This is a genomic window from Streptomyces sp. NPDC006012, assembly GCF_042871185.1.
In the GTDB taxonomy this organism is placed as follows: Bacteria; Actinomycetota; Actinomycetes; order Streptomycetales; family Streptomycetaceae; genus Streptomyces.
In genome coordinates, this window is sequence record NZ_JBIAIE010000025.1 from 24,243 (window position 1) to 43,970 (window position 19,728).

The 19,728-nt window shown below is 71.4% G+C and carries 17 protein-coding genes and 3 pseudogenes; 6 read left to right on the top strand and 14 right to left on the bottom strand.

The genetic code is table 11. The annotated features are described in order from the left end of the window. Positions 1-74: 74 nt before the first annotated feature. The 5 genes and pseudogenes from ACFYPJ_RS31085 to ACFYPJ_RS31105 form a co-directional block, all read right to left on the bottom strand. On the bottom strand, positions 75-1,130 hold the full coding sequence (locus ACFYPJ_RS31085; RefSeq protein WP_389024390.1) for a CHAD domain-containing protein: 1,056 nt from the start codon (positions 1,128-1,130) through the stop codon (positions 75-77). Then, positions 1,111-3,342, bottom strand: a complete 2,232-nt coding sequence (locus ACFYPJ_RS31090; RefSeq protein WP_389024393.1) for an RNA degradosome polyphosphate kinase — start codon at positions 3,340-3,342, stop codon at positions 1,111-1,113. The genes ACFYPJ_RS31085 and ACFYPJ_RS31090 overlap by 20 nt, the downstream gene beginning before the upstream one ends. Before the next feature lie 447 nt (positions 3,343-3,789). Beyond that, positions 3,790-4,335, bottom strand: a complete 546-nt coding sequence (locus ACFYPJ_RS31095) for a hypothetical protein (protein ID WP_389024396.1) — start codon at positions 4,333-4,335, stop codon at positions 3,790-3,792. Next, positions 4,304-4,543: pseudogene (locus ACFYPJ_RS31100) on the bottom strand (ATP-binding cassette domain-containing protein); the annotation flags it as partial. The pseudogene ACFYPJ_RS31100 and the gene ACFYPJ_RS31095, both read right to left, overlap by 32 nt. 218 nt (positions 4,544-4,761) lie before the next feature. Then, a pseudogene (locus ACFYPJ_RS31105) lies at positions 4,762-5,154 on the bottom strand (GntR family transcriptional regulator); the annotation flags it as partial. 183 nt (positions 5,155-5,337) lie between these two features. On the opposite strand from ACFYPJ_RS31105, the gene ACFYPJ_RS31110 reads away from it, so the two are divergent. Then, complete coding sequence (locus ACFYPJ_RS31110; RefSeq protein WP_389024399.1) at positions 5,338-5,850, top strand: hypothetical protein; 513 nt, start codon at positions 5,338-5,340, stop codon at positions 5,848-5,850. A gap of 105 nt (positions 5,851-5,955) precedes the next feature. On the opposite strand, the gene mshD is transcribed toward ACFYPJ_RS31110, so the two are convergent. After that, positions 5,956-6,882, bottom strand: coding sequence for a mycothiol synthase (mshD, locus tag ACFYPJ_RS31115; RefSeq protein ID WP_389024402.1), 927 nt, complete (start codon positions 6,880-6,882; stop codon positions 5,956-5,958). A 234-nt stretch (positions 6,883-7,116) separates the two neighbouring features. Between mshD and ACFYPJ_RS31120 the strand changes: the two genes are divergently transcribed. Then, positions 7,117-8,937, top strand: coding sequence for a bifunctional metallophosphatase/5'-nucleotidase (locus tag ACFYPJ_RS31120; RefSeq protein ID WP_389024405.1), 1,821 nt, complete (start codon positions 7,117-7,119; stop codon positions 8,935-8,937). A 6-nt stretch (positions 8,938-8,943) separates the two neighbouring features. Here the strand turns inward: ACFYPJ_RS31120 and ACFYPJ_RS31125 are convergent. Both ACFYPJ_RS31125 and ACFYPJ_RS31130 read right to left on the bottom strand, forming a co-directional pair. After that, positions 8,944-9,075, bottom strand: a pseudogene (locus ACFYPJ_RS31125) (helix-turn-helix domain-containing protein); the annotation flags it as partial. A gap of 296 nt (positions 9,076-9,371) precedes the next feature. Beyond that, a complete protein-coding gene (locus ACFYPJ_RS31130) occupies positions 9,372-9,593 on the bottom strand; it encodes a GntR family transcriptional regulator (RefSeq protein ID WP_389024407.1) in 222 nt (73 codons plus the stop codon). A 425-nt stretch (positions 9,594-10,018) separates the two neighbouring features. Between ACFYPJ_RS31130 and ACFYPJ_RS31135 the strand changes: the two genes are divergently transcribed. Further along, complete coding sequence (locus ACFYPJ_RS31135; RefSeq protein ID WP_389024410.1) at positions 10,019-10,222, top strand: hypothetical protein; 204 nt, start codon at positions 10,019-10,021, stop codon at positions 10,220-10,222. A gap of 700 nt (positions 10,223-10,922) precedes the next feature. On the opposite strand, the gene ACFYPJ_RS31140 is transcribed toward ACFYPJ_RS31135, so the two are convergent. The 6 genes from ACFYPJ_RS31140 to ACFYPJ_RS31165 form a co-directional block, all read right to left on the bottom strand. Next, positions 10,923-12,371 carry a sensor histidine kinase gene (locus tag ACFYPJ_RS31140; RefSeq protein ID WP_389024413.1) on the bottom strand — a complete coding sequence of 483 codons (1,449 nt, stop codon included), beginning with the start codon at positions 12,369-12,371 and terminating at the stop codon, positions 10,923-10,925. Further along, positions 12,368-13,102, bottom strand: coding sequence for a response regulator transcription factor (locus tag ACFYPJ_RS31145; protein WP_389024416.1), 735 nt, complete (start codon positions 13,100-13,102; stop codon positions 12,368-12,370). The genes ACFYPJ_RS31140 and ACFYPJ_RS31145 overlap by 4 nt, the downstream gene beginning before the upstream one ends. A 100-nt stretch (positions 13,103-13,202) precedes the next feature. Further along, positions 13,203-13,421: a hypothetical protein gene (locus tag ACFYPJ_RS31150; protein ID WP_389024419.1), complete on the bottom strand. Its 219-nt coding sequence runs from the start codon at positions 13,419-13,421 to the stop codon at positions 13,203-13,205. A gap of 146 nt (positions 13,422-13,567) precedes the next feature. Further along, positions 13,568-14,896, bottom strand: coding sequence for a trypsin-like peptidase domain-containing protein (locus ACFYPJ_RS31155; protein WP_389024422.1), 1,329 nt, complete (start codon positions 14,894-14,896; stop codon positions 13,568-13,570). Positions 14,897-15,038: 142 nt separating this feature from the next. Then, entirely contained in the window at positions 15,039-16,061 is a 1,023-nt protein-coding gene (locus ACFYPJ_RS31160) for a LacI family DNA-binding transcriptional regulator (RefSeq protein WP_389024425.1), read from the bottom strand. Between the two features lie 84 nt (positions 16,062-16,145). Then, the gene (locus tag ACFYPJ_RS31165) at positions 16,146-16,925 is read right to left on the bottom strand and encodes a winged-helix domain-containing protein (protein WP_389024428.1); all 780 of its coding nucleotides are present in this window, start codon (positions 16,923-16,925) and stop codon (positions 16,146-16,148) included. A 170-nt stretch (positions 16,926-17,095) separates the two neighbouring features. Between ACFYPJ_RS31165 and ACFYPJ_RS31170 the strand changes: the two genes are divergently transcribed. From ACFYPJ_RS31170 to ACFYPJ_RS31180, 3 genes are all read left to right on the top strand, one after another. Then, the gene (locus ACFYPJ_RS31170; RefSeq protein ID WP_389024431.1) at positions 17,096-17,932 is read left to right on the top strand and encodes an alpha/beta hydrolase; all 837 of its coding nucleotides are present in this window, start codon (positions 17,096-17,098) and stop codon (positions 17,930-17,932) included. 86 nt (positions 17,933-18,018) lie between these two features. After that, positions 18,019-18,273: a MoaD/ThiS family protein gene (locus ACFYPJ_RS31175; protein ID WP_389024607.1), complete on the top strand. Its 255-nt coding sequence runs from the start codon at positions 18,019-18,021 to the stop codon at positions 18,271-18,273. Positions 18,274-18,276: 3 nt separating this feature from the next. Beyond that, positions 18,277-19,626, top strand: a complete 1,350-nt coding sequence (locus ACFYPJ_RS31180; protein WP_389024433.1) for a hypothetical protein — start codon at positions 18,277-18,279, stop codon at positions 19,624-19,626. Positions 19,627-19,728: the final 102 nt, after the last annotated feature.

Below are 19,728 nucleotides of genomic sequence, written 5' to 3' on the forward strand. Positions count from 1 at the left end.
GGTCCGGGTGCTCCTGGTCCCTGTGCTCCTTCGGTTTCCGGATCGTTGGCGGCGGCGGCGGTCGGCTCGGCGGGTCAGGGTGCGCTGACCGTCTGCTTCTGCCAGGACTGCTGGAACTCGAACCGCGCGGCCTCCACCTCGTGCCGCTGGTCGGCGTGGAGCACGCCGAGCGCGTACGCCGTCGCGGGTGCGATCCGCGGGGTGCGTGCGGCCTGCGCCGCCGCGCCGGCCGCCTCCGAGGCGTCCCGGTGCCGGTCCAGTGCCCGGCCGGCCGCGAGCAGCCGCGGGTCGGCCGACGGCGTGCCGAGCCCGCCGCCGATCAGCGCCTCGCGGGCGTAGCGGTGCAGCCGCAGCAGCAGCCGTACCTGGTGCCAGGGGCCGTCCTGCGGGTGCGGGGCGGGATCCGGGGACAGCCCGTGCACCAGGGCCTCCGCGTTGTACGGGTGCCCGGCGGTGATCAGGGGCAGCGCGGCGATGGCGTCCATCAGCCGCTCCTCGGCGGCCCCGGCCGGCGGCCGCAGGTCGGCGTCCAGGCCGGCCGGGGTGAGCGGCACCTCGCTGGCCAGTACGGCGACCTTGTCGGCCACCGCGTGGAAGCGGGAGGAGCCGAGCGCCTGGAGGGCCGTGGAGTGGGCCCGGGTCCGGGCCAGGGTGAGCTGGCGGTCGAGCAGCGCGCCCGCCTTGGCCGCGCCGACCGTGAGGTTGCCGCGCTCCTGCGCGGACGGGCCCGGACCGGCGGTGGCACCGGCACCCACCTGCTGGGCCGGGAACGGCGACGAGCCGGACAGCCGGTGCAGCGCGAGCAGCAGCCGCTCCAGACGCGCCTCGTAGGCGTGCTCAAGCCCCAGCGTGCCGGAGAGCCAGGCCAGTTCGGGGCGCATCTCCTCCGACCAGCCGGCGTCGAGGAGCGGGCGGAAGGTGTGCAGGCTGCCGCTGATGCGGCGGGCCGAACGGCGCAGCGCGCGTGCCGCGTCGACGGACTCCTCCGCGCCGCCGGACGTACCGGTCTCCCGGTGCATCCGCAGCGCGCGCAGGAACTCCGTGGCCTGGGCGCGCAGATAGACCGCGAGGGCGTCTCCCGTCACCACCCCGGCCGTGGATTCCGTCGGGTCAAGGTGTTGCTGTGCCACGCCGGCGCCTCCGGGCGTCTATGAGCATCTCCTGGATGTTGCGCAGGGGCTGTCCGTCCGCGTCGGTCGCGTGCCGGGTCCACTCGCCGTCGGGACCCAGATGCCAGGAGGAAGTGGTGTCGGACATGCCGGTTTCGAGCAGCCTGTTGAGGGTCGCCCGGTGGGCCGGGTCGGTGACCCTGACCAGTGCCTCGATCCGGCGGTCGAGGTTGCGGTGCATCATGTCGGCGCTGCCGATCCACACTTCGGGTTCGCCGGCGTTGCCGAAGACGAACACCCGGGAGTGTTCGAGGAAGCGGCCGAGGACGGAACGGACCCGGATGTTCTCCGAGAGACCCGCCACACCCGGCCGGAGCGCGCAGATGCCGCGCACCCAGACGTCCACCGGCACGCCCGCCTGGGACGCGCGGTAGAGGGAGTCGATGACGGCTTCGTCCACCACCGAGTTGACCTTGATGCGGATGAGGGCGGAACGGCCCGCACGGTGGTGCTGGACCTCCTTGTCGATCCGCGATATCAGCCCGTCCCGCAGGGACTTGGGCGCGACCAGCAGCCGGCGGTAGGTCTCGCGGCGTGAGTAGCCGGAGAGCCGGTTGAACAGGTCGGACAGGTCGGCGCCGACCTGCGGGTCCGCGGTCAGCAGTCCCAGGTCCTCGTAGAGCCGGGCCGTCTTGGGGTGGTAGTTGCCCGTGCCGACGTGGCTGTAACGGCGGAGGGTGTCGCCCTCCTGGCGCACCACGAGGGACAGCTTGCAGTGGGTCTTCAGACCGACCAGGCCGTACACGACGTGGCAGCCGGCCTCCTCCAGCTTGCGCGCCCACTTGATGTTGGCGTGCTCGTCGAAGCGGGCCTTGATCTCGACCAGGACGAGGACCTGCTTGCCGGACTCGGCGGCGTCGATGAGCGCGTCGACTATCGGGGAGTCGCCGGAGGTCCGGTACAGGGTCTGCTTGATGGCGAGGACGGCGGGGTCCTCGGCGGCCTGCTGGAGGAATGCCTGCACCGAGGTCGAGAACGAGTCGTACGGGTGGTGCAGCAGAACGTCCCGGCTGCGCAGCGCGGCGAAGATGTCCGGCTCGGAGGCCGATTCGACCTCGGCGAGGTCGCGGTGGGTGCCGGCGACGAACTTGGGGTACTTCAGCTCGGGGCGGTCGAGGCTGTGGATGCGGAAGAGGCCGGTGAGGTCCAGTGGGCCGGGCAGCGGGTAGACCTCGGCCTCGCTGATCTTCAGTTCGCGCACCAGCAGGTCGAGCACCTCGCGGTCGATGGACTCCTCGACCTCCAGCCGCACCGGCGGCCCGAAGCGGCGCCGCATGAGTTCCTTCTCCAGGGCCTGGAGCAGGTTCTCGGCGTCGTCCTCCTCGACCTCCAGGTCCTCGTTGCGGGTCACCCGGAAGGCGTGGTGCTCCAGCACCTCCATGCCCGGGAACAACTCTTCGAGGTGGGCGGCGATGACGTCCTCCAGCGGGACGTACCGGCCGGGAGCGGCCTCCAGGAAGCGGGAGAGCAGCGGCGGCACCTTCACCCGGGCGAAGTGCCGGTGGCCGCTGACCGGGTTGCGCACCACCACGGCCAGGTTCAGGGACAGGCCGGAGATATAGGGGAAGGGGTGGGCCGGGTCGACCGCCAGGGGGGTCAGGACCGGGAAGATCTGGTGCCGGAACAGAGTGAAGAGGCGGGCCTGCTCCTTCTCGGTCAGCTCGCTCCAGCGGACCAGGTGGATGCCCTCCTCCGCGAGGGCGGGTGCGACGTCCTCGTGGTAGCAGGCGGCGTGCCGGGCCATCAGCTCACGGGAGCGGGCCCAGATCATCTCCAGCACTTCGCGGGGCTGGAGGCCGGAGGCGGAGCGGGTGGCGACGCCCGCGGCGATACGGCGTTTCAGTCCGGCGACCCGGACCATGAAGAACTCGTCCAGGTTGCTGGCGAAGATCGCCAGGAAGTTCGCCCGCTCCAGCAGGGGCGTGTTCGGGTCCTCGGCGAGTTCGAGGACCCGCTCGTTGAACGCGAGCCAGCTGCGCTCCCGGTCGAGGAAACGGCCCTGGGGCAACGGGGGCCCGTCCGTCTGCGACTCCTCGTAGGCGTCGAGGTCGGCATCGAGATCGGGTTCCAGGTCCGAGACCGCTGCCGCGGCGACGGGCGAGCGGTGCGCGGCTATGGAGCCCACGGACGGCTGCGGGTGCTGGACCGGTGCCTGGGTGTCTGACTGGCTCATGACCCCATTGTTCCGCGCGACCAGGGAAAAGGGCGCGTCGGAACGTGCGGGGGGTAGTCTCACGGCCCCGTTCCCCGCGGACCTCTCGGGAGGCGGTGAAGGCTCTGGCACGGCGGTCGGCATTGACTGAGGGTCGCAAGTCCGTCTGAATCAATGGTTACGGAGACATGACGTGCGGGATAGCGGGGGGCGGCTCCCCGGCGTCCTGACCGTCCGGTGGAGCGTGTGACGGCGAGGGCGGGCGGGGCCGTACTGCGGACACGGGGCCGACACCGTACCCCGGGTACGGGTGCCGGCCGCCGGGAACCGAGTGCGGGTGTGGCTGCCGGGCGGCTGTCAGGTGCCGGGCCCGAGCACGGGGGTGGCTCTGCTGCGGCCGTGCAGGTGACGGTCCCGTACGTGCCCGCCGCTGCGGCGGAACGTACGGGACCGTCGGTGGGCCGCGGCTCAGGCAGTGCGGCGGCGCAGCACCGCGTAGGCGGCCGTGGTCGCGACGGCGGCCAGGGCCAGCACGAGCGCGCTGGTGGTCAGCTGGAGCGGCCAGTAGTGCGAGACCGGGTGGTACTGGCTGTAGAAGCCGACCGCGCCGAGCTTCTCGGCCGCCGTGCCGCAGTCGGCGGGCGAGAGCGCGTAGCACACGGGCTGGGGGACGTGCCCGCCGTTCGCGGTGACCAGGCCCTGGCCGACCTGGATCGTGGAGTAGTGCTGTCCGTACCCCTGTCCGAGGGCGGTCACCTGGGTGACGGCCGGCCACAGGTGCGGCATCAGCAGCCGCGCCAGGGTCCACACGCCGGCCGTCAGCCCGAGACCGAGCATCAGCGCGGGCAGGGCGCGGCGCACGACCACGCCCGCGAGGGCGCCGGCGGCGAGTCCGGCCAGGGCGAGGGCCACGGTCAGGACACCGTTGGTCTCGAAGGTCCACAGGTCGAACCACGACTTGGCGGAGTCGATACGGCCGCGGCCGGGACCGGGCGCGCGCCGGGTCGGTGCCAAGCACGGTGAGGGAGCCCTCGGTGGCGGTGAGCAGTCCGGCGGTCAGGGACAGCAGGGTGGACTTGCCCGCGCCGTTGGGTCCGACGACGGCGCAGACCCGCCCCGGAGGCAGCCGGAACGCGCAGTCGCGCAGCGCCCAGCCCCCTCGCCGGCCGAAGCGCTTGCCCAGCGCGACCGCCTCTATGGCCGCTGTGGTGTGGGTCGTCATGACGGTGCTCCCTGGAAGTGCTGCTCGGTGCCCGGCCGGCCGGGCCTTTCGCCGTGCGGTGCGGCGGGCTGGTCGGCGGGGTCCTCGGTGTGCCGCTCGGTGTGGTCTTCGGTGTGCGGCTCGGTGGGCCGGGCGGTGCGGTCTGCGGTGTCCTGCTCGGCGGGCCGGCCGACGGCCGGGTCTCCGGTGTGCTGCCTGTCTGCTCCGGCGTGCTGCCCGAAGTGGTCTTCGAGTACGGCGGTGAAGAGTGCGGCGATGTCGTCCCGGTCGAGACCGGCCTGCCGGGCCCGCGCCGCCCACGCCTCCAGCTCGGTGCGCAGGGGGGACTCGGCCGGGGCGGAGCCCAGCGTGCGCCGGACGAAGGTGCCGAGCCCGCGACGCGCCTCGACGAGTCCTTCGCGTTCCAGCTCGCGGTATGCCTTGAGGACCGTGTTGGGGTTGATGGCGGTGGCCTCGACGACCTCACGGGCCGTGGGCAACTGGTCGCCGGGCCGCAGCACGCCCAGCCGGAGGGCCTGCTTGGTCTGCTGGACGATCTGCACGTAGGTGGCCACGCCGCTGTGCCGGGCGGACGGTGCCCAGCGGCGCGGAGCGGAACCTGCTCGGGGAATGGCCGGACGGCCTCGCGGAAAGGGGGCGGTGCCCGGGTTGCCGGTGGATCTGAACCAGGAGTGGGAGCGCCACGTAGTACTGGCATGGCCAAGGACCGGAAACATGGATCAGACTCCACGCGGAGACGACGTGAAGGGACCGTAGGAACCTCAGAGCAGCGACACTTAACCGCAGAGGAGCAGGTGCAGCGGCAGATCGAACAGGCATGGAATTTCCAGCGGCAGGCCATGGCTCAGGAACCGGCTGCCAATTTGGCTCAGGACCCGGTCAATTGGTACGGCCTGGAATCCCAAGGGCAGCAGCCTGCTAGAACCGCAGCGGAGCAGGTGCAGTGGCAGCTCCAACAGGCACAGAATTTCCAGATGCAGGCTCCGGCTCAGAGCCCGGCTTACAGCCAGACGGATTACCTTGCCGCCCAGGCTGAATTTTGGGCAGAAGAGCCCGGCCAGGGGTCGTGGCAGCAGGCGCAGCAGGCTCCGTCCCAGTACCCGCAGACGACGTCAGGATTCGGCATGCAGTCGAATTCACCTGGCGCCTATTTGAACGGAGGATTTTACCAGTCTTCGGTTCGGGGTAGCGTGGTTTCCTCGGTTTCCCCCAGCGGCACGCGATTCCCGCCTTCCCCGATGTCAAGGCACAGCTCGGCGCAGTGGAATGCGCCGCAACCGGCGGTGAGGCAAAGATCCCATAAATAGAAATGACAGAGCCGCCAGGCGTGACGCACCGGTACCCGAAGACACACCGGACGGCTACCCGTACGGGGACGTGCGGGTTTGCGGGTCCTCACACCGTCGTGTGTGTCACGTCTCCGTGCGGTACATCAGGTCGGTCTCGTACGTCGTGAACCCCAGCCGTTCGTAGACCGCCACCGCCGCCGTGTTGTCGGCGTCGACGTACAGCATCGCCGTGGGCAGTCCCTGCGCGGCCAGATGGCGCAGACCGATCGCCGTCAGAGCCCTGCCCAAGCCGCCGCCCTGGGCGCCGGGTGCCACTCCGAGGACGTACACCTCGCCCAACTGCTCCTCCGCGTGCACCTTGGTCCAGTGGAAGCCGGCCAGCTTCCCGGCCCGCTCGGCGAGGAAGAAGCCGGCCGGGTCGAACCAGGGCTCGGCCAGGCGGGCGTCGAGGTCGCGCTGGGTCAGCGAGCCCTGTTCCGGGTGGTGCGCGAAGGCCGCCGCGTTCACCGCGAGCCAGGCCGCGTCGTCCTGCCCCGGGACGAACGTACGCACCGTCACACCCTCCGGCAGCGGTGCCTCGGGCAGTTGCAGCCCGGTCAGCGGCCGGCGCATCTGGCGCAGTTCGCGGAACAGGCTGAGGCCCAGCACCTGGGCGAGGTGCCGGGCGGCGGCGTGCCCGCCGTGCGCCCAGACCCGAAGCCGCTTCCCGGACCCGGCGAGCAGCGCCGAGCCGAGCGCCCGGCCGTGCCCGTGGCCCCGGTGCGAGGGGTGCACCACCAGTTCGGCGGCGGGCGCCTCCACCGGATCGGTGTCCTCCAACTGGGCGTAGCCGACGAGTTCCCCGTCCAGGGTCAGCAGCAGATGCGAGACGCCTCCGCGCGCTCCGCCGCGCAACTGCAGCCGGCCCTGCTCGGACACCGCCTGCTGCCCGTCGATGCGGGCGGCGGCCGCGAGCAGGTCCAGGACGGCCTCGGCCTGGTCCGGGGAGAGCGCGGAATAGGTCTCGATGGAGCGGGAGGGGAAGGCCGGTGTGGCGCCGTCGCTGGTCATGCGTACGAGGGTAAAGGGCGGCCACCGGAAATACAGGGCGGCCACGGGAAAGCGGCGACACGGCCGAACGTAAAGAGGGAGGCAAAGGTAAACCAGGATGTAACCATGAACCCTCTGTCGCGCTACGCGCGTTGACCCTAGGCTGCGGCGCACCGGACCCGCTCGGCACGGTCGAGCCGCAGTCGAGTCGTAGCGGAGTCGTAGTCGAGCCGCAGTCGAACCACAGGGGGGCACATGCCGACCGCATCCCATCCGAGCCGCCGCGGCAGCCGCCGTGCGCGGGCCGTCCTCGCGACCGCCGTAGGTCTCGCCACGGCGGTGGCCCTGGCCGCCGCGCTGCCCGCCCAGGCGCAGGGCGACCGGGGCGGGCACGGCCACCCCGGCGGCCACGGCGGCCCGGGCCGATACCAGGACGTCCAACTCCTCTCCTTCAACGACCTGCACGGCAACCTGGAGCCGCCGTCCGGTTCCTCCGGCCGGGTCACCGAGCAACAGCCGGACGGCACCACGAAGACGGTCGACGCGGGCGGCGTCGAGTACCTGGCCACCCATCTGCGCCAGGCCCGCGCGGGCCACCCGTACTCCGTCACCGCGGCCGGCGGCGACATGGTCGGCGCCTCCCCGCTGATCTCCGGCCTGTTCCACGACGAGCCGACCATCGAGGCGCTCAACGGCCTCGACCTGGACGTCACCTCGGTGGGCAACCACGAGTTCGACGAGGGCCCCGCGGAACTGGCCCGGCTGCAGAACGGCGGCTGCCACCCGACGGACGGCTGCTACGGCAACGAGCAGTTCCAGGGCGCGGACTTCCCCTACCTCGCGGCCAACGTGCTGAACGAGAAGACGGGCAGGCCGATCCTCAAGCCGTACTGGGTCTGGAAGAAGAAGGGGGTCAGGATCGGCTTCATCGGAGTCACCCTGGAGAACACGCCGGGCATCGTCTCCGCGGAGGGCGTCAAGGGCCTCGCGTTCAAGGACGAGGTCGAGACGATCGACAAGTACGCCAGGGAACTCCAGCGCCAGGGCGTCCAGTCGATCGTGGCCCTGGTCCACGAGGGCGGCTTCCCCGCCTCGTCGAGCTACAACTACGACTGCGACGCCCCGGGCGCAGGCGCAGGCATCTCCGGGCCGATCGTCGACATCGCGAAGAACGTCACCCCCGCGGTCGACGCGCTGGTGACCGGCCACACCCACAACGCCTACGTCTGCACGATCGACGACCCGGCGGGCAGGCCGCGGATGGTCACCTCGGCCGCCTCCTACGGCCGCCTGTTCACGGACACCACCCTGACCTACGACCGTCTCACCGGCGACATCGCCCGTACGGCGGTGAAGTCGGCGAACCGCGTGGTCACCCGCACGGTGCCCAGGGCGCCCGACATGACGCGGCTGATCTCGGAGTGGAACACGCTGGCCGCGCCCATCGGCAACCGCGCGATCGGCCACATCTCCGGCGACGTGCCCCCCACCGGCACCGAGTCCCCGATGGGCGACCTGATCGCCGACGCGCAACTCGCCCACGGCCGTGAGCTGGACCCGAAGACCTCGCTCGCGCTGATGAACCCGGGCGGCGTGCGGGCCGGGCTGACGTACGCGGCGTCGGGCGCCGAGGGCGACGGCGTGGTCACCTACGCCGAGGGCTTCACCGTCCAGCCGTTCGCCAACACGGTGAACCTCCAGGACTTCACCGGCGCCCAGCTGATCCAGGTGCTGAAGGAGCAGGTGAGCGGCGCGAACGCGGCGGCGCCGAAGATCCTCCAGCCGTCGGCCGGGCTGACGTACACGCTCGATCTGACCAAGTCGGGCGCGGACCGGGTGGTGACCGACTCGATCCGGCTGAACGGCGCCGCGATCGACCCGGCCGCCACCTACCGGGTCGCGACCAACAGCTTCCTCGCGGGCGGCGGCGACGGCTTCAGCACGCTGGGCCAGGGGACCGGGGACCTGGTGGGCACGGACGATCTGACCGCCCTGGCGGACTATCTGACGGCCAACTCGTCGGCCGGCAGCCCGATCACGCCCCCCGCGGCGGACCGGATCACCATCGTGCGGTGAGCCTCAGGCGGTGGACGGTGACTGGTGAACGGTGAGCAGCCGGTCGGTGTCGGCATCGCTCGGAGGAGTCTTGGCGTGCTCGATGCGGGATGACTTACTTTCGCTCCACCCGCACCGGACAGCCAAGGCAGTGGTCATGATCGGTGTCCGGGTCGATCCCGACGAACCGTAGAGCCATGTCAGCCTCATTCCGGGAGCGGTGTGCTTGAACTTGCACAACTATCGTCTCGTTGCGGCATGAGCCGTCAAGACCGCCTGTGACGAATACACGTGCAAGTTCATGCAAGACCGTTGAGCGGGCCGCGCTCCAGGTCGTTGACTGCTCATCCGATGGAAGCGATGCAGGGGGTTGAACGTGAGCGAAGCGAAGACCTACCCGAGCGATCCGGTGGAACTCCCTTTGCGATGGGGCGTGCGCGGGCGGTGCTCAGGTGTCAGATCACGAAGAACCCGCGTGGGATGACCTTGCGCAACCGGCCTTCCGCCACCAGCACGGCGACAGCGCGGACGGCCGTGGACTGGCTGATGTCGTACTCGGCAGCGATGGCCACCGTGCCGGGGAATCTGTCGCCTGACTTCCACTCGCCCGCGTCAAGGCGTCGGCGCAGGTCGTCGCCCACCTGTGAGGCAAAGGGAATCGAACGATCAAGCTCCATGTAGTCAGAGTGCGGGCTATTCCGCTGGTCCGCTATCGCACTAGTCCACTAGTTAGCCAGTCTCGACAGCGCAACTGAAAACGCCCCCGAGGCGGCCGGGCAAGGGCCGATCCTCAGGGGCTGACCGAACGTGGAGGTTCGGCTGTGCGAAGCGTACTTGGCGTATTCCTGCGCTGGTTCTGTGGTCTGTTGCTTCCCGCCCAAGGCAGTCACCGGGCGGAAGCTGTCGCCTCCGAGCCGGTAGCCGTGCCGTTGGCCGTCCGCCGTACACCCAAGGAATCCGGCCCGCTGAACGGCGCGGAGGTGGCGCTCATCCGCCCCTACCTCGTTGCTTGGGAGCGCGAGGAATAACGGCGTAGGCAGAGGGAACGCCGACGGGCGGCGGTACTCGCGACCATGGGCCAGGACTACGCCGGGGGTGCCGCATGAGCGAGCCGACCCGCTACCAGCAGAAGTCCGTGGAACTGCCGATTGACCCGTGGCTGCTGGAGGGAACGCCAGTCAATGGCTGTGGCGTCTGCATAGCTCTGGCTCGGCAGCGAAAGGAAGCACTGGAGCGGGGGGAGGGCGCAAAGGCGTTCGAGGCGGCAGCGGAAATCCGTCAGCATCCGCATGGCCGCAGGGTCTGACGGTCCCCGCCGCGCCGGCCGTCGCCCTTTCGATCCCGGACCGCCGACGCTGCTGGAGTTCCTTCACTCCCTCTCGGATGTCTGCGGGACATGCGCCGGAAGCCGTGCCGTCTGGTGCCCGGCATGCTGTGGCTTCGCCGGTTGCGCGACATGTTCTTGGTCGTTCCAAGTTGCCTGCCCTGAATGCGCCGATGGCGACCTGGAACCGGCTCAGTGGTGAGACTCCCGTCCCTCCCGTGACTGCGGCGGCGCAGCTTGGTGGGGGGCGGGCGCAGCCCCTTCGGTCGTCTGAGTGCCGGTCGGCGGCCGGAGGTGCGCCCGATGAAAACCGAGCGAAAAGAGTATGGACCGCATGAGCACGAGAAGCACCGTCCGGGCCGCAAGGGCAGTCGTCAAGCGGAACGACAGTCGGACGGTGCAGTCCGGTGAGACCGGACAGGAAGCGCTGAGCGCCCGACACATCATTCGGCACATGTCCGGAGAGGAGAAGGACGAGCTGAAGGAAGTCAGGAAGGGCAGGTGTTGGCGCGCATGACCTCATGCGCTCAGCGACCCAGTGCCCCAAGACCGGCCTCGTTCTCGCGTCTCCCCCCGTGGCGCGCGGACGGGGCCTCCAGTATGCGCCAGCCGGGCAGGCATCCCGCCTCCAAGCCCTCGCGGACCTGGGTAAATGGGTTCCCCGTGCCCCTCGGAGGCACGGTCACATCCCCTCCGGCGGTGGCGTAGGGGCGCCCGGCAGGCGGAGGGTGGCCACCGTGCCGCCGCCCTGCGCCGGGGTCAGGGACACCTCGCCGCCCGCCTGCTGGACCGTGCGGGCCACGATCGACAGGCCGAGGCCGGAACCCGGCAGGGCCCGCGCGCTCTGCGAGCGCCAGAAACGGTCGAAGACGTGCGGCAGTTCCTCGGCGGGGATGCCCGGACCGCGGTCCCGGACGGTGAGCACGCCCCTGTCCAGCGCCACGTCGATCGCGCCGCCCTCCGGACTGAACTTCACCGCGTTGTCGAGGATGTTGACGATCGCCCGCTCCAGCGCGGACGGCTCGGCGCGTACGTACCACGGCGCCAGACCGGCCGTGATGGTCAGCTCGGGGCCGCGCAGCCGGGCGCGGCGCAGCGCCGTGTTCACGGTGTCGTGGAACGCGATCACCTGGACGCGTTCACCGCGCTGGCCCTCCGAGCGGGACAGCTCCTGGAGGTCGCCGATCAGCGACGCCAGTTCGGACATCTGCGCCGTCACGGACGCCATCAGCGCCTTGCGGTCGGCCGGCGGGAGCGGCCGGCCGGTCTCCTCGCTGCGGCTGAGCAGTTCCACGTTCGTACGCAGCGAGGTGAGCGGCGTCCTGAGTTCGTGCCCCGCGTCCGCGATCAGCTGCTGCTGCAACTCGCGGGAGCTGGCCAGCGCGGACGTCATCGAGTTGAACGACCGGGACAGCCGCGCGATCTCGTCGGTGCTGTCCTCGGCCACCGGGATCCGGATGCTCAGGTCCTCGGTCCGGGCGACGTGTTCCACCACCTCGGTGAGCTTGTCGACCGGGCGCAGCCCGGCCCGGGCCACCGCGAGACCCGCGGCGCCGGCCCCGACGACCCCTATCCCCGAGACGAGCAGCAGGACGAGCGCCAGGTCCTTGAGGGTGGCCTCGGTGCCCGCCAGGGAGACGCCCACCATGATCGCCGCGTCGGTGTTGGTCGGGGTGATGGTCACGGGCATGGTCAGCACCCGTACCCGCTTTCCGGCCACGTCCGTGCCGTTGTGGAAGAGGCCCCGGTCGCTGGCCGCGTTCTTGATCAGGTCCTCGTCGGCCGGGGTGACCTTGATCTGGTCCTTCGAGCTCTCGAAGAGGCAGACGGTTCCGTCGGAGGTGACCAGCTGCGAGTAGGTGTTGCGGTAGCCGCTGACGGTGGTCTGCGGCGTCCCCACGCAGTTGCTGAGCGTGTTCCGGATGTCGTCGGGGTGCGGGGGACGGCCGATTAGCATCGCCGTGACGGCCTGCTTCAGGTCGCTGTCGGTCTGCTCGTACAGCTTCCCCTGCACGATGAACCAGCAGGTCACCGAGACGGCCGCGACCCCGAACGCCACCGCCGCCGCCACCAGCAGCGACAGCTGCGAGCGGATCGGCAGGGCCCGGAACCGGCGCAGCAGGCGTTTCACTCGGCCCCGCCCTGGCGCAGTACGTATCCCACGCCGCGGACGGTGTGGACGAGCCGCGGTTCGCCGCCGGCCTCGGTCTTGCGGCGCAGGTACATGACGTACACGTCCAGCGAGTTCGACGACGGCTCGAAGTCGAAGCCCCACACCGCCTTCAGGATCTGCTCACGGGTGAGCACCTGGCGCGGATGGGCCATGAACATCTCCAGCAGTGTGAACTCCGTACGGGTCAGCTCCACCTGCCGGGCACCGCGCGTGACCTCGCGGGTCGCCAGGTCCATGCGCAGGTCGCCGAAGGTGAGGGCTTCGTCGTCCGCCCCGGCGCCCATCACCGCCTCCGCGTACGAGCTGCGCCGCAGCAGCGCCCGGATCCGGGCGAACAGCTCGTCCAGCTCGAACGGCTTGACCAGGTAGTCGTCGGCGCCGGCGTCCAGGCCGGTGACCCGGTCACCGACGGTGTCGCGGGCGGTCAGCATCAGTATCGGTGTGGTGTCGCCGGTGCCGCGGATGCGGCGGGCGGCCGTGAGACCGTCCATGCGGGGCATCTGGACGTCCAGGACGACGAGGTCGGGCCGGTACGCGGTCGCCTTCTGCAGGGCGTCCGCGCCGTCGACCGCGACCTCGGTGTCGTATCCCTCGAAGGCCAGGCTGCGCTGCAGCGCTTCGCGTACGGCGGGCTCGTCGTCGACGATCAGGATGCGCTGCGGGTCACGGTCGCCATCGGCAGAGCTCATCGTCGGTTCCTCGGGGTGCTGTGGGGTGGGGCCGGCTGTCCTTCAGCCTCGCATGTTTCCGGGCCGGCGGGCAGGCACGGGCCACCGTGCCGGGGCGGGGTCAGCCGTGCACGGCGGAGAGCCGCCGCAGCGGGACCTTGTGCCGGTGCGGGCGGGCGGCGGGCAGCCGCAGGCCCATCAGTTCGGGGGTGGCGACCACGGTGGCCGGGGCGGGCGGCCGGGGCGCGTTGAGTTCGTACGCGACCTCAAGGGCCACGGTGGTGCGGGCCGGGCCGGAGTCCGTCGTCGGGTGCGAGACCTGCGCGATCGTCCTGATCATGGCGTGCTCCTTGCTTCTGGTGCTCTCCTGAGCTTCTGGTGCTGTCTTGCGTGTGCTTGCTCTCTTGGCTGTGCTTGCTCTTTTGGCTGTGTCGTGTGCTGGGTCGTCGTGCTTCGCCCCGGCCGGTCTCGCCGGTCTCCGCGTGCTCAGTCGGTGGCGCCGGAGCGCAGCTTGGACAGGTCGGACTTGACGGTGTCGATGGGGATCGCGAAGCCGAGGCCGACGCTGCCCGCGTCCGTCGCCGTGGAGTCGGCGGCCGAGTACATCGCGGAGTTGATGCCGACGACGTTGCCGCCGGCGTCGATCAGCGCGCCGCCGGAGTTGCCCGGGTTGAGGGACGCGTCGGTCTGGAGGGCCTTGTAGGTGGTGGTCGAGGAGCCCGTGTCGCCGTTGAACTGCCGGCCGCCGAACTGGAAGGGCCACTCGCCGCCCCGGCCCTGGCCCGGGCCTTGGCCCGGCCCCTGGTTCTGGTCCGTGGAGACGGTGACGTCACGGTTCAGGGCGGAGACGATGCCGCTGGTGACGGTGCCGGTCAGGCCCTCGGGGGAGCCGATCGCCACCACTGTGTCGCCGACCTGGACCGCGGAGGAGTTGCCGAGGGCGGCGGGCTTCAGCCCGGACGCGCCCTGGAGTTTGATCAGGGCGAGGTCCTTGGAGCTGTCGGTGCCGACGACGTCGGCCGTGTACTCCTTGCCGTCGCTGCTGCGGACCTTGACCGACGAGGCTCCGGCGATGACGTGGTTGTTGGTGACGATCTCGCCGCTTGCGGAGATGACCACGCCGGAGCCGGTGGACGAACCGCCCGGGAGCGACGCGTTCACCTCGACCACGCTCGGGCCGGCCGCGGCCGCGATGGCGGCGACGTCGCCCCGCTTGCCGGCCGGCACCACGTTGGTGGTGGGGCCGCCGGCCGTGGTGGTGTCCTTGCCGGTCAGCTCCTGGAAGGCGTAGGCCGTTCCGCCGCCCACGGCCGCGGCCACGATCGCCACGGCGGCCAGCAGCCCGACGGGGCCGCGGGCGCGCTTCTTGTGCGCGGTGGGTGCGGTGGGCGCGGTGTGCGGGGTGGATCCGTCGCCGTACGAGACGGCCGGGAGAGGGGTGGTTCCGACGCCGTACCCGGCATCACCACTCTGACCGGTGTCGGCGCCGAATGCGACGGTCGGGAGGGGGGTGGTTCCGCCACTGTACCTGGCGTCACCACTCTGACCGGTGTCGGTGTCGAACGCGTTGCCCGGCGTCGCGGTCTGCCCGTCCGGCCGCACCGTGCTGCCCGGCCACACGGTGGTGCCCGGCTCGACGGGGAGCGGCTCGGTGGGCTGAGGGGCCGACGGAGGCGGCCACGCCGGGTTCACCGCGGAGGAGCGGGGGGCGGAGGCGGCAGGCTGCTGCTGGGGGTACGTGCCCTGGGGGGAGTCGTCCGAGGAGTCGTCCTGGGGGTTCTCGTACGCGCCGCTGCGGCGGAAGCTCTCGGTCATGTCTAGAGCTTGTCCCGCGACCATGAGAGCTTCCTGAGTGCTCCCTGAGAAGCCCGGCAGAACCTCGTTCGCCCGATATGAAGGCGGTTCTCCCAGCTCGGCCGCGCCCTCTCAGAAATCTCTCAGAGGCGCCTGAAAAAGCTCATGCGCAGCCGCAGGAGCGGCGCAGCACCAGCCGGGACGGGAAGGTCTTCAACCGCTCCCGGCGCGAGCCCGCCACCCGCAGGCTGTCGTCGAGGACCAGGTCCACGGCGGCCCGCGCCATCGCCGACCGGTCCGAGGCGACCGTCGTCAGCGGCGGGTCGGCCAGCGCCGCTTCCTTGATGTCGTCGAAGCCGGCCACCGCCAGCTCGCCCGGCACGTCCAGGCGCAGCTCGCGCGCGGCCCGCAGCACGCCGATCGCCTGGTCGTCGGTGGAGCAGAAGATCGCGGGCGGCCGGTCGGGGCCGGAGAGGATCTCCAGCGCGATCCGGTAGGCGTCGTAGCGGTTGTACGGCGCCTCGAAGAGGCGGCCCTCGGTCGGGATGCCGGCCTCGTCCAGGGCCCGCCGCCAGCCTTCGACGTGGTCGGAGACCGGGTCGCCGACCGCGGGTGTCTCGGCGGTGCCGCCCATGCAGGCGACGTACTCGTAGCCGTGCTCCAGCAGGTGGCGCACCGCGAGCTGGGCGCCGCCCAGGTCGTCGCAGACGACGGCGACGTCGTCGATCGCCTCGGGCCGCTCGTGCAGCAGCACCACCCGGGCGTCCCAGGCGTCGATCTCGGCGGCGGCGAGGTCGTTGAGCGCGTGGGAGACGAGGATCAGCCCCGAGACCCGCATCCCGAGGAACGCCCGCAGGTAGTGGACCTCGCGCTCGCCGACGTAGTCGGAGTTGCCGACGAGGACCATCTTGCCGCGCTCGGACGCGGCCTGTTCGACCGCGTGGGCCATCTCCCCGAAGAAGGGCTGGCGTGCGTCCGGCACGATCAGACCTATCAGGTCGGTGCGCCGTGAGGCCATGGCCTGGGCGACCCGGTCGGGGCGGTACCCCAGTTCCTTGATCGCCGCGAGGACACGCTCGCGCGTTGCCGGGGCGACCGGCCGGGGTCCGTTGTTGATCACGTAGCTGACCACGGCGGTCGAGGTCCCCGCCAGCCGCGCCACGTCGTCCCGAGTCACCTTGGCCACGCGCGGAGTCTACGCGGAGAGATCCACTCTGGGCAGGGACCGTCGGGCCTCCCTGTGCGGAAGCAATGCCCTCAGGCGCCGCGGCTATGCCTCGGCCCGGACCTCGATCCCGTCGAGGACGGTCGATGCGTCCGCATCCTCCGGCTTTGGCCGGGCCGCCTTGGCCTTGGCCTCGTCCGGGGCGCGCTCGCCCTTCTCAGGTGTAACGAATCGATAACCGACGTTCCGGACGGTTCCGATCAGCGACTCGTGCTCCGGGCCGAGCTTGGCGCGCAGCCGCCGTACGTGCACGTCGACGGTCCGGGTGCCGCCGAAGTAGTCGTAGCCCCAGACCTCCTGGAGCAGCTGGGCCCGGGTGAAGACGCGGCCCGGGTGCTGCGCGAGGTACTTCAGCAGCTCGAACTCCTTGAAGGTCAGGTCGAGGACCCGGCCCTTGAGCTTGGCGGCGTAGGTCGCCTCGTCGACCGACAGGTCGCCGTTGCGGATCTCCATCGGGGAGTCGTCGTTGACGAGTTGCTGGCGGCCCATGGCCAGCCGGAGCCGGGCCTCGACCTCGGCGGGTCCGGCCGTGTCCAGCAGGACGTCGTCGATGCCCCAGTCGGCGGTGACGGCGGCGAGGCCGCCCTCGGTGACGACGAGGACGAGCGGACAGCCGGGCCCGGTGGAGCGCAGCAGCTGGCACAGGCTGCGGACCTGGGGGAGGTCGCGTCGCCCGTCGACCAGGATGACGTCGGCACCGGGGGTGTCGACGAGGGCGGGTCCCTCCGCCGGGGCCACGCGCACGTTGTGCAGCAGCAGGCCGAGAGCGGGGAGCACCTCCGCCGACGGCTGGAGGGCGTTGGTCAGGAGCAGCAGAGAACTCATACGTCTGGTTCCTCCTCGGTCCTTGCGAGGACGTGGGCGGTACGGATCTGCTCTGCGATCCCGGGGGCCCCGTACACCTGCGGTTTCCCGCCTCGTATACAACGCTTCCGAAAGCACAAAAGGACCCGGGGGCGTCGATGCCCGAGTCCTCTGCCAGCAGAATAGCCGACATGAGCAACGGCCCGGCAGGTCATGTGGCGCGATCCACCGTCCGTCCGCACTCCGAAACGAGCAGACGCCCATCTATACGGACGTTTCTGCACACGGTTGACGGCGTTGCGATCGATTCCGTATACAACCCGGGAACGGTCGTATACGACTCCTCGCCGCCACCCTCCCGTGACCTGGTGTTCGTCGTCGCACACGGCTTCACCGGCGACGTGGACCGGCCGCACGTGCGCCGGGTGGCGGCGGCTCTGACCCGCCACGGCGCGGTCGTCACCTTCTCCTTCCGCGGCCACGGGGCGTCCGGCGGCCGGTCCACGGTCGGCGACCGGGAGGTACTGGACCTGGCGGCCGCGGTGGCGTGGGCCCGCGGCTTCGGGCACCCGCGCGTGATCACGGTCGGCTTCTCCATGGGCGGCTCGGTGGTGCTGCGGCACGCGGCGCTGCACCCGGGCGCCGACGCCGTGGTCTCGGTGAGCGCCCCGGCCCGCTGGTACTACCGGGGCACCGCGCCCATGCGCCGCGTGCACTGGCTGGTGACCCGTCCCGCGGGCCGGCTGGTCGGCCGCTACGGCTTCGGCACCCGTATCCACCACCGCGACTGGGACCCGGTCCCGCTGTCCCCGGTGCGGGCGGCGGCCCGGATCGCGCCGACCCCGCTGCTGATCGTGCACGGTGACCAGGACGGCTACTTCCCGCTCGACCACCCCCGGACGCTGGCCGCCGCCGCCGGTGACCACGGCGAACTGTGGCTGGAACCCGGCATGGGCCACGCCGAGCACGCGGCGGACGACACCCTGCTGGCCCGCATCGGGGACTGGGCCACCTCCCGGGCGGGCTAGCCTGGCGTGTCGAGAATGACGCATGGATGTACGCATGGATGACCGGCGTACCGGCATACCGGCGTACGCACGGACTTGAGGACGAGATGGCAAAGGTCACGGTGCGCTATTGGGCCGCCGCGAAGGCCGCGGCCGGGGTCGCCGAGGAGACCTTCGACGCGGGCACCCTCGCGCAGGCGCTGGACGCGGTGCGCGAGCGACACCCCGGCGAACTGACGCGCGTCCTGCAGCGATGCTCGTTCCTCGTCGACGGTGATCCCGTGGGCACCCGCGGGCATGAGACGGTACGGCTGGCCGAGGGCGGCACGGTCGAGGTGCTCCCGCCGTTCGCAGGAGGGTGAGCGATGACCAATCAGCCGTACGACGGCGGGTCCTACGACGGGTACAACCCCTACAGGCAGCCGCCGCCCCAGGGCCACCAATCGCCTCAAGGCCGGCAACAGGCTCCCCATCAGGCGCAGCCGCAGCCTCAGCACCAGCCGCAGGCGTGGCCGGGGCAGCCGGGCCATGGCCAGGCCGGGTACGGCCCCGGCGGGTACGCACAGCCCGGATACGAGCAGCCCGGATCCGGGCAGTCGTATCCGGACCGGCCCTTCCCCGACCAGTCCCTCCCCGACCAGTCCTATCCGGACCAGCCGGGGTACGAACAGTCGGGGTACGACCGCTCCGGGTTCGACGCGCACCAGACCCAGCAGTGGCAGGGGCAGACCTGGGAGACGCAGGTCCATGAGCCGCTCCCGTCGGCGGCGGCCGCCGAGGAGACCGCGTACCTGCCGACGTACGGCCACCCCGTAGGCCCCGCCCCCGCCGCGCCCCAGGCACACCCGGCACCGCAGGCCCAGCAGCCCACCCCGGCCGCGGCTCCGATCCCGGACGCGGCCCCGGACGCCGCGGCCGGTTCCAGGTACGGCCCCGCCACCGTCTCCGGCAACGCCCGCGTCACCGACGCCCAGCGGGCCCGCATGGAGGGCCGCTCCCCGATCATCGAGCCCGGCATGCAGCCCGCGGCGCTCACCGCGCTGCTCGGCCTGCTGATCGCGGGTGCGGCGGCGATCGGCTCGTACGCCCTGGTCGTACCCCTGGTCGTCCTCCAGGCCGTGACCGCGGCGGGCTGGTTCCGGCTGAACGGCATGTGGCCCGCCCGGCAGGGCATCGCCCTCGCCTTCGCCGGGGCGCTCACCGCGGACCTGGCGCTGCTGGCGGCGGGCCGCGAGCACGCGCCCGCGGCCATCCTCGGCCCGCTGGGCGTGTGGGTCCTGCTCGCCCTGGTGCTGCAACTGCGCTCGCACGCCGATCCGGACGAGCGGATGTACGGGCTGATGGCGACGGTCGTCGCCACCGCCCTCTCGGTCGTCGCGACGGGCTACCTGGGCGCCGACCCGCACGCCGTCTCGGTCGGCGCCGTCGCGGTCGCCGTGGCGGTCCTCGCCCGCGCGCTCCCGCTGCCCACCCCGGTCTCCGTGGTCGTCGCGCTGCTCGCCGCGACGGGCGCGGGCATCGCGGTCGGCGGGATGACCGGGCTCGGCGCGAAGGGCGCCCTGGTCGGTCTCGCGGCGGCCGGCTGCGCGCTGGTCGGGCACCGGGCCGCCAGCTACGACTATCCGTCCCGCTTCGTGCACTTCACGGCGGGCGTCGCGCTCCCGCTGTCGGCCGCGGCGCCCGCGGTGTGGGTCCTGGGCCAGGCCCTTGGCTGACCGGCGGGGCCCGGACGATTGCCTACGTCACAGGTGATCGACAAAAATTCGGGGCCCGCCCCACCCGGCGTTACGGTGGCTGCGTCGGTACTGCCTAGGTGG

Bases quoted from the DNA above. Each gene is read 5' to 3' on its own strand.
- ACFYPJ_RS31180 (WP_389024433.1), top strand. From the start codon at position 18,277: ATGACCAATCAGCCGTACGACGGCGGGTCCTACGACGGGTACAACCCC.
- ACFYPJ_RS31135 (WP_389024410.1), top strand. From the start codon at position 10,019: ATGAGCGAGCCGACCCGCTACCAGCAGAAGTCCGTGGAACTGCCGATT.
- ACFYPJ_RS31165 (WP_389024428.1), bottom strand. From the start codon at position 16,925: ATGAGTTCTCTGCTGCTCCTGACCAACGCCCTCCAGCCGTCGGCGGAG.
- ACFYPJ_RS31120 (WP_389024405.1), top strand. From the start codon at position 7,117: ATGCCGACCGCATCCCATCCGAGCCGCCGCGGCAGCCGCCGTGCGCGG.
- ACFYPJ_RS31145 (WP_389024416.1), bottom strand. From the start codon at position 13,102: ATGAGCTCTGCCGATGGCGACCGTGACCCGCAGCGCATCCTGATCGTC.
- ACFYPJ_RS31155 (WP_389024422.1), bottom strand. From the start codon at position 14,896: ATGACCGAGAGCTTCCGCCGCAGCGGCGCGTACGAGAACCCCCAGGAC.
- ACFYPJ_RS31090 (WP_389024393.1), bottom strand. From the start codon at position 3,342: ATGAGCCAGTCAGACACCCAGGCACCGGTCCAGCACCCGCAGCCGTCC.
- ACFYPJ_RS31130 (WP_389024407.1), bottom strand. From the start codon at position 9,593: ATGGAGCTTGATCGTTCGATTCCCTTTGCCTCACAGGTGGGCGACGAC.
- ACFYPJ_RS31150 (WP_389024419.1), bottom strand. From the start codon at position 13,421: ATGATCAGGACGATCGCGCAGGTCTCGCACCCGACGACGGACTCCGGC.
- mshD (WP_389024402.1), bottom strand. From the start codon at position 6,882: ATGACCAGCGACGGCGCCACACCGGCCTTCCCCTCCCGCTCCATCGAG.
- ACFYPJ_RS31170 (WP_389024431.1), top strand. From the start codon at position 17,096: ATGAGCAACGGCCCGGCAGGTCATGTGGCGCGATCCACCGTCCGTCCG.
- ACFYPJ_RS31175 (WP_389024607.1), top strand. From the start codon at position 18,019: ATGGCAAAGGTCACGGTGCGCTATTGGGCCGCCGCGAAGGCCGCGGCC.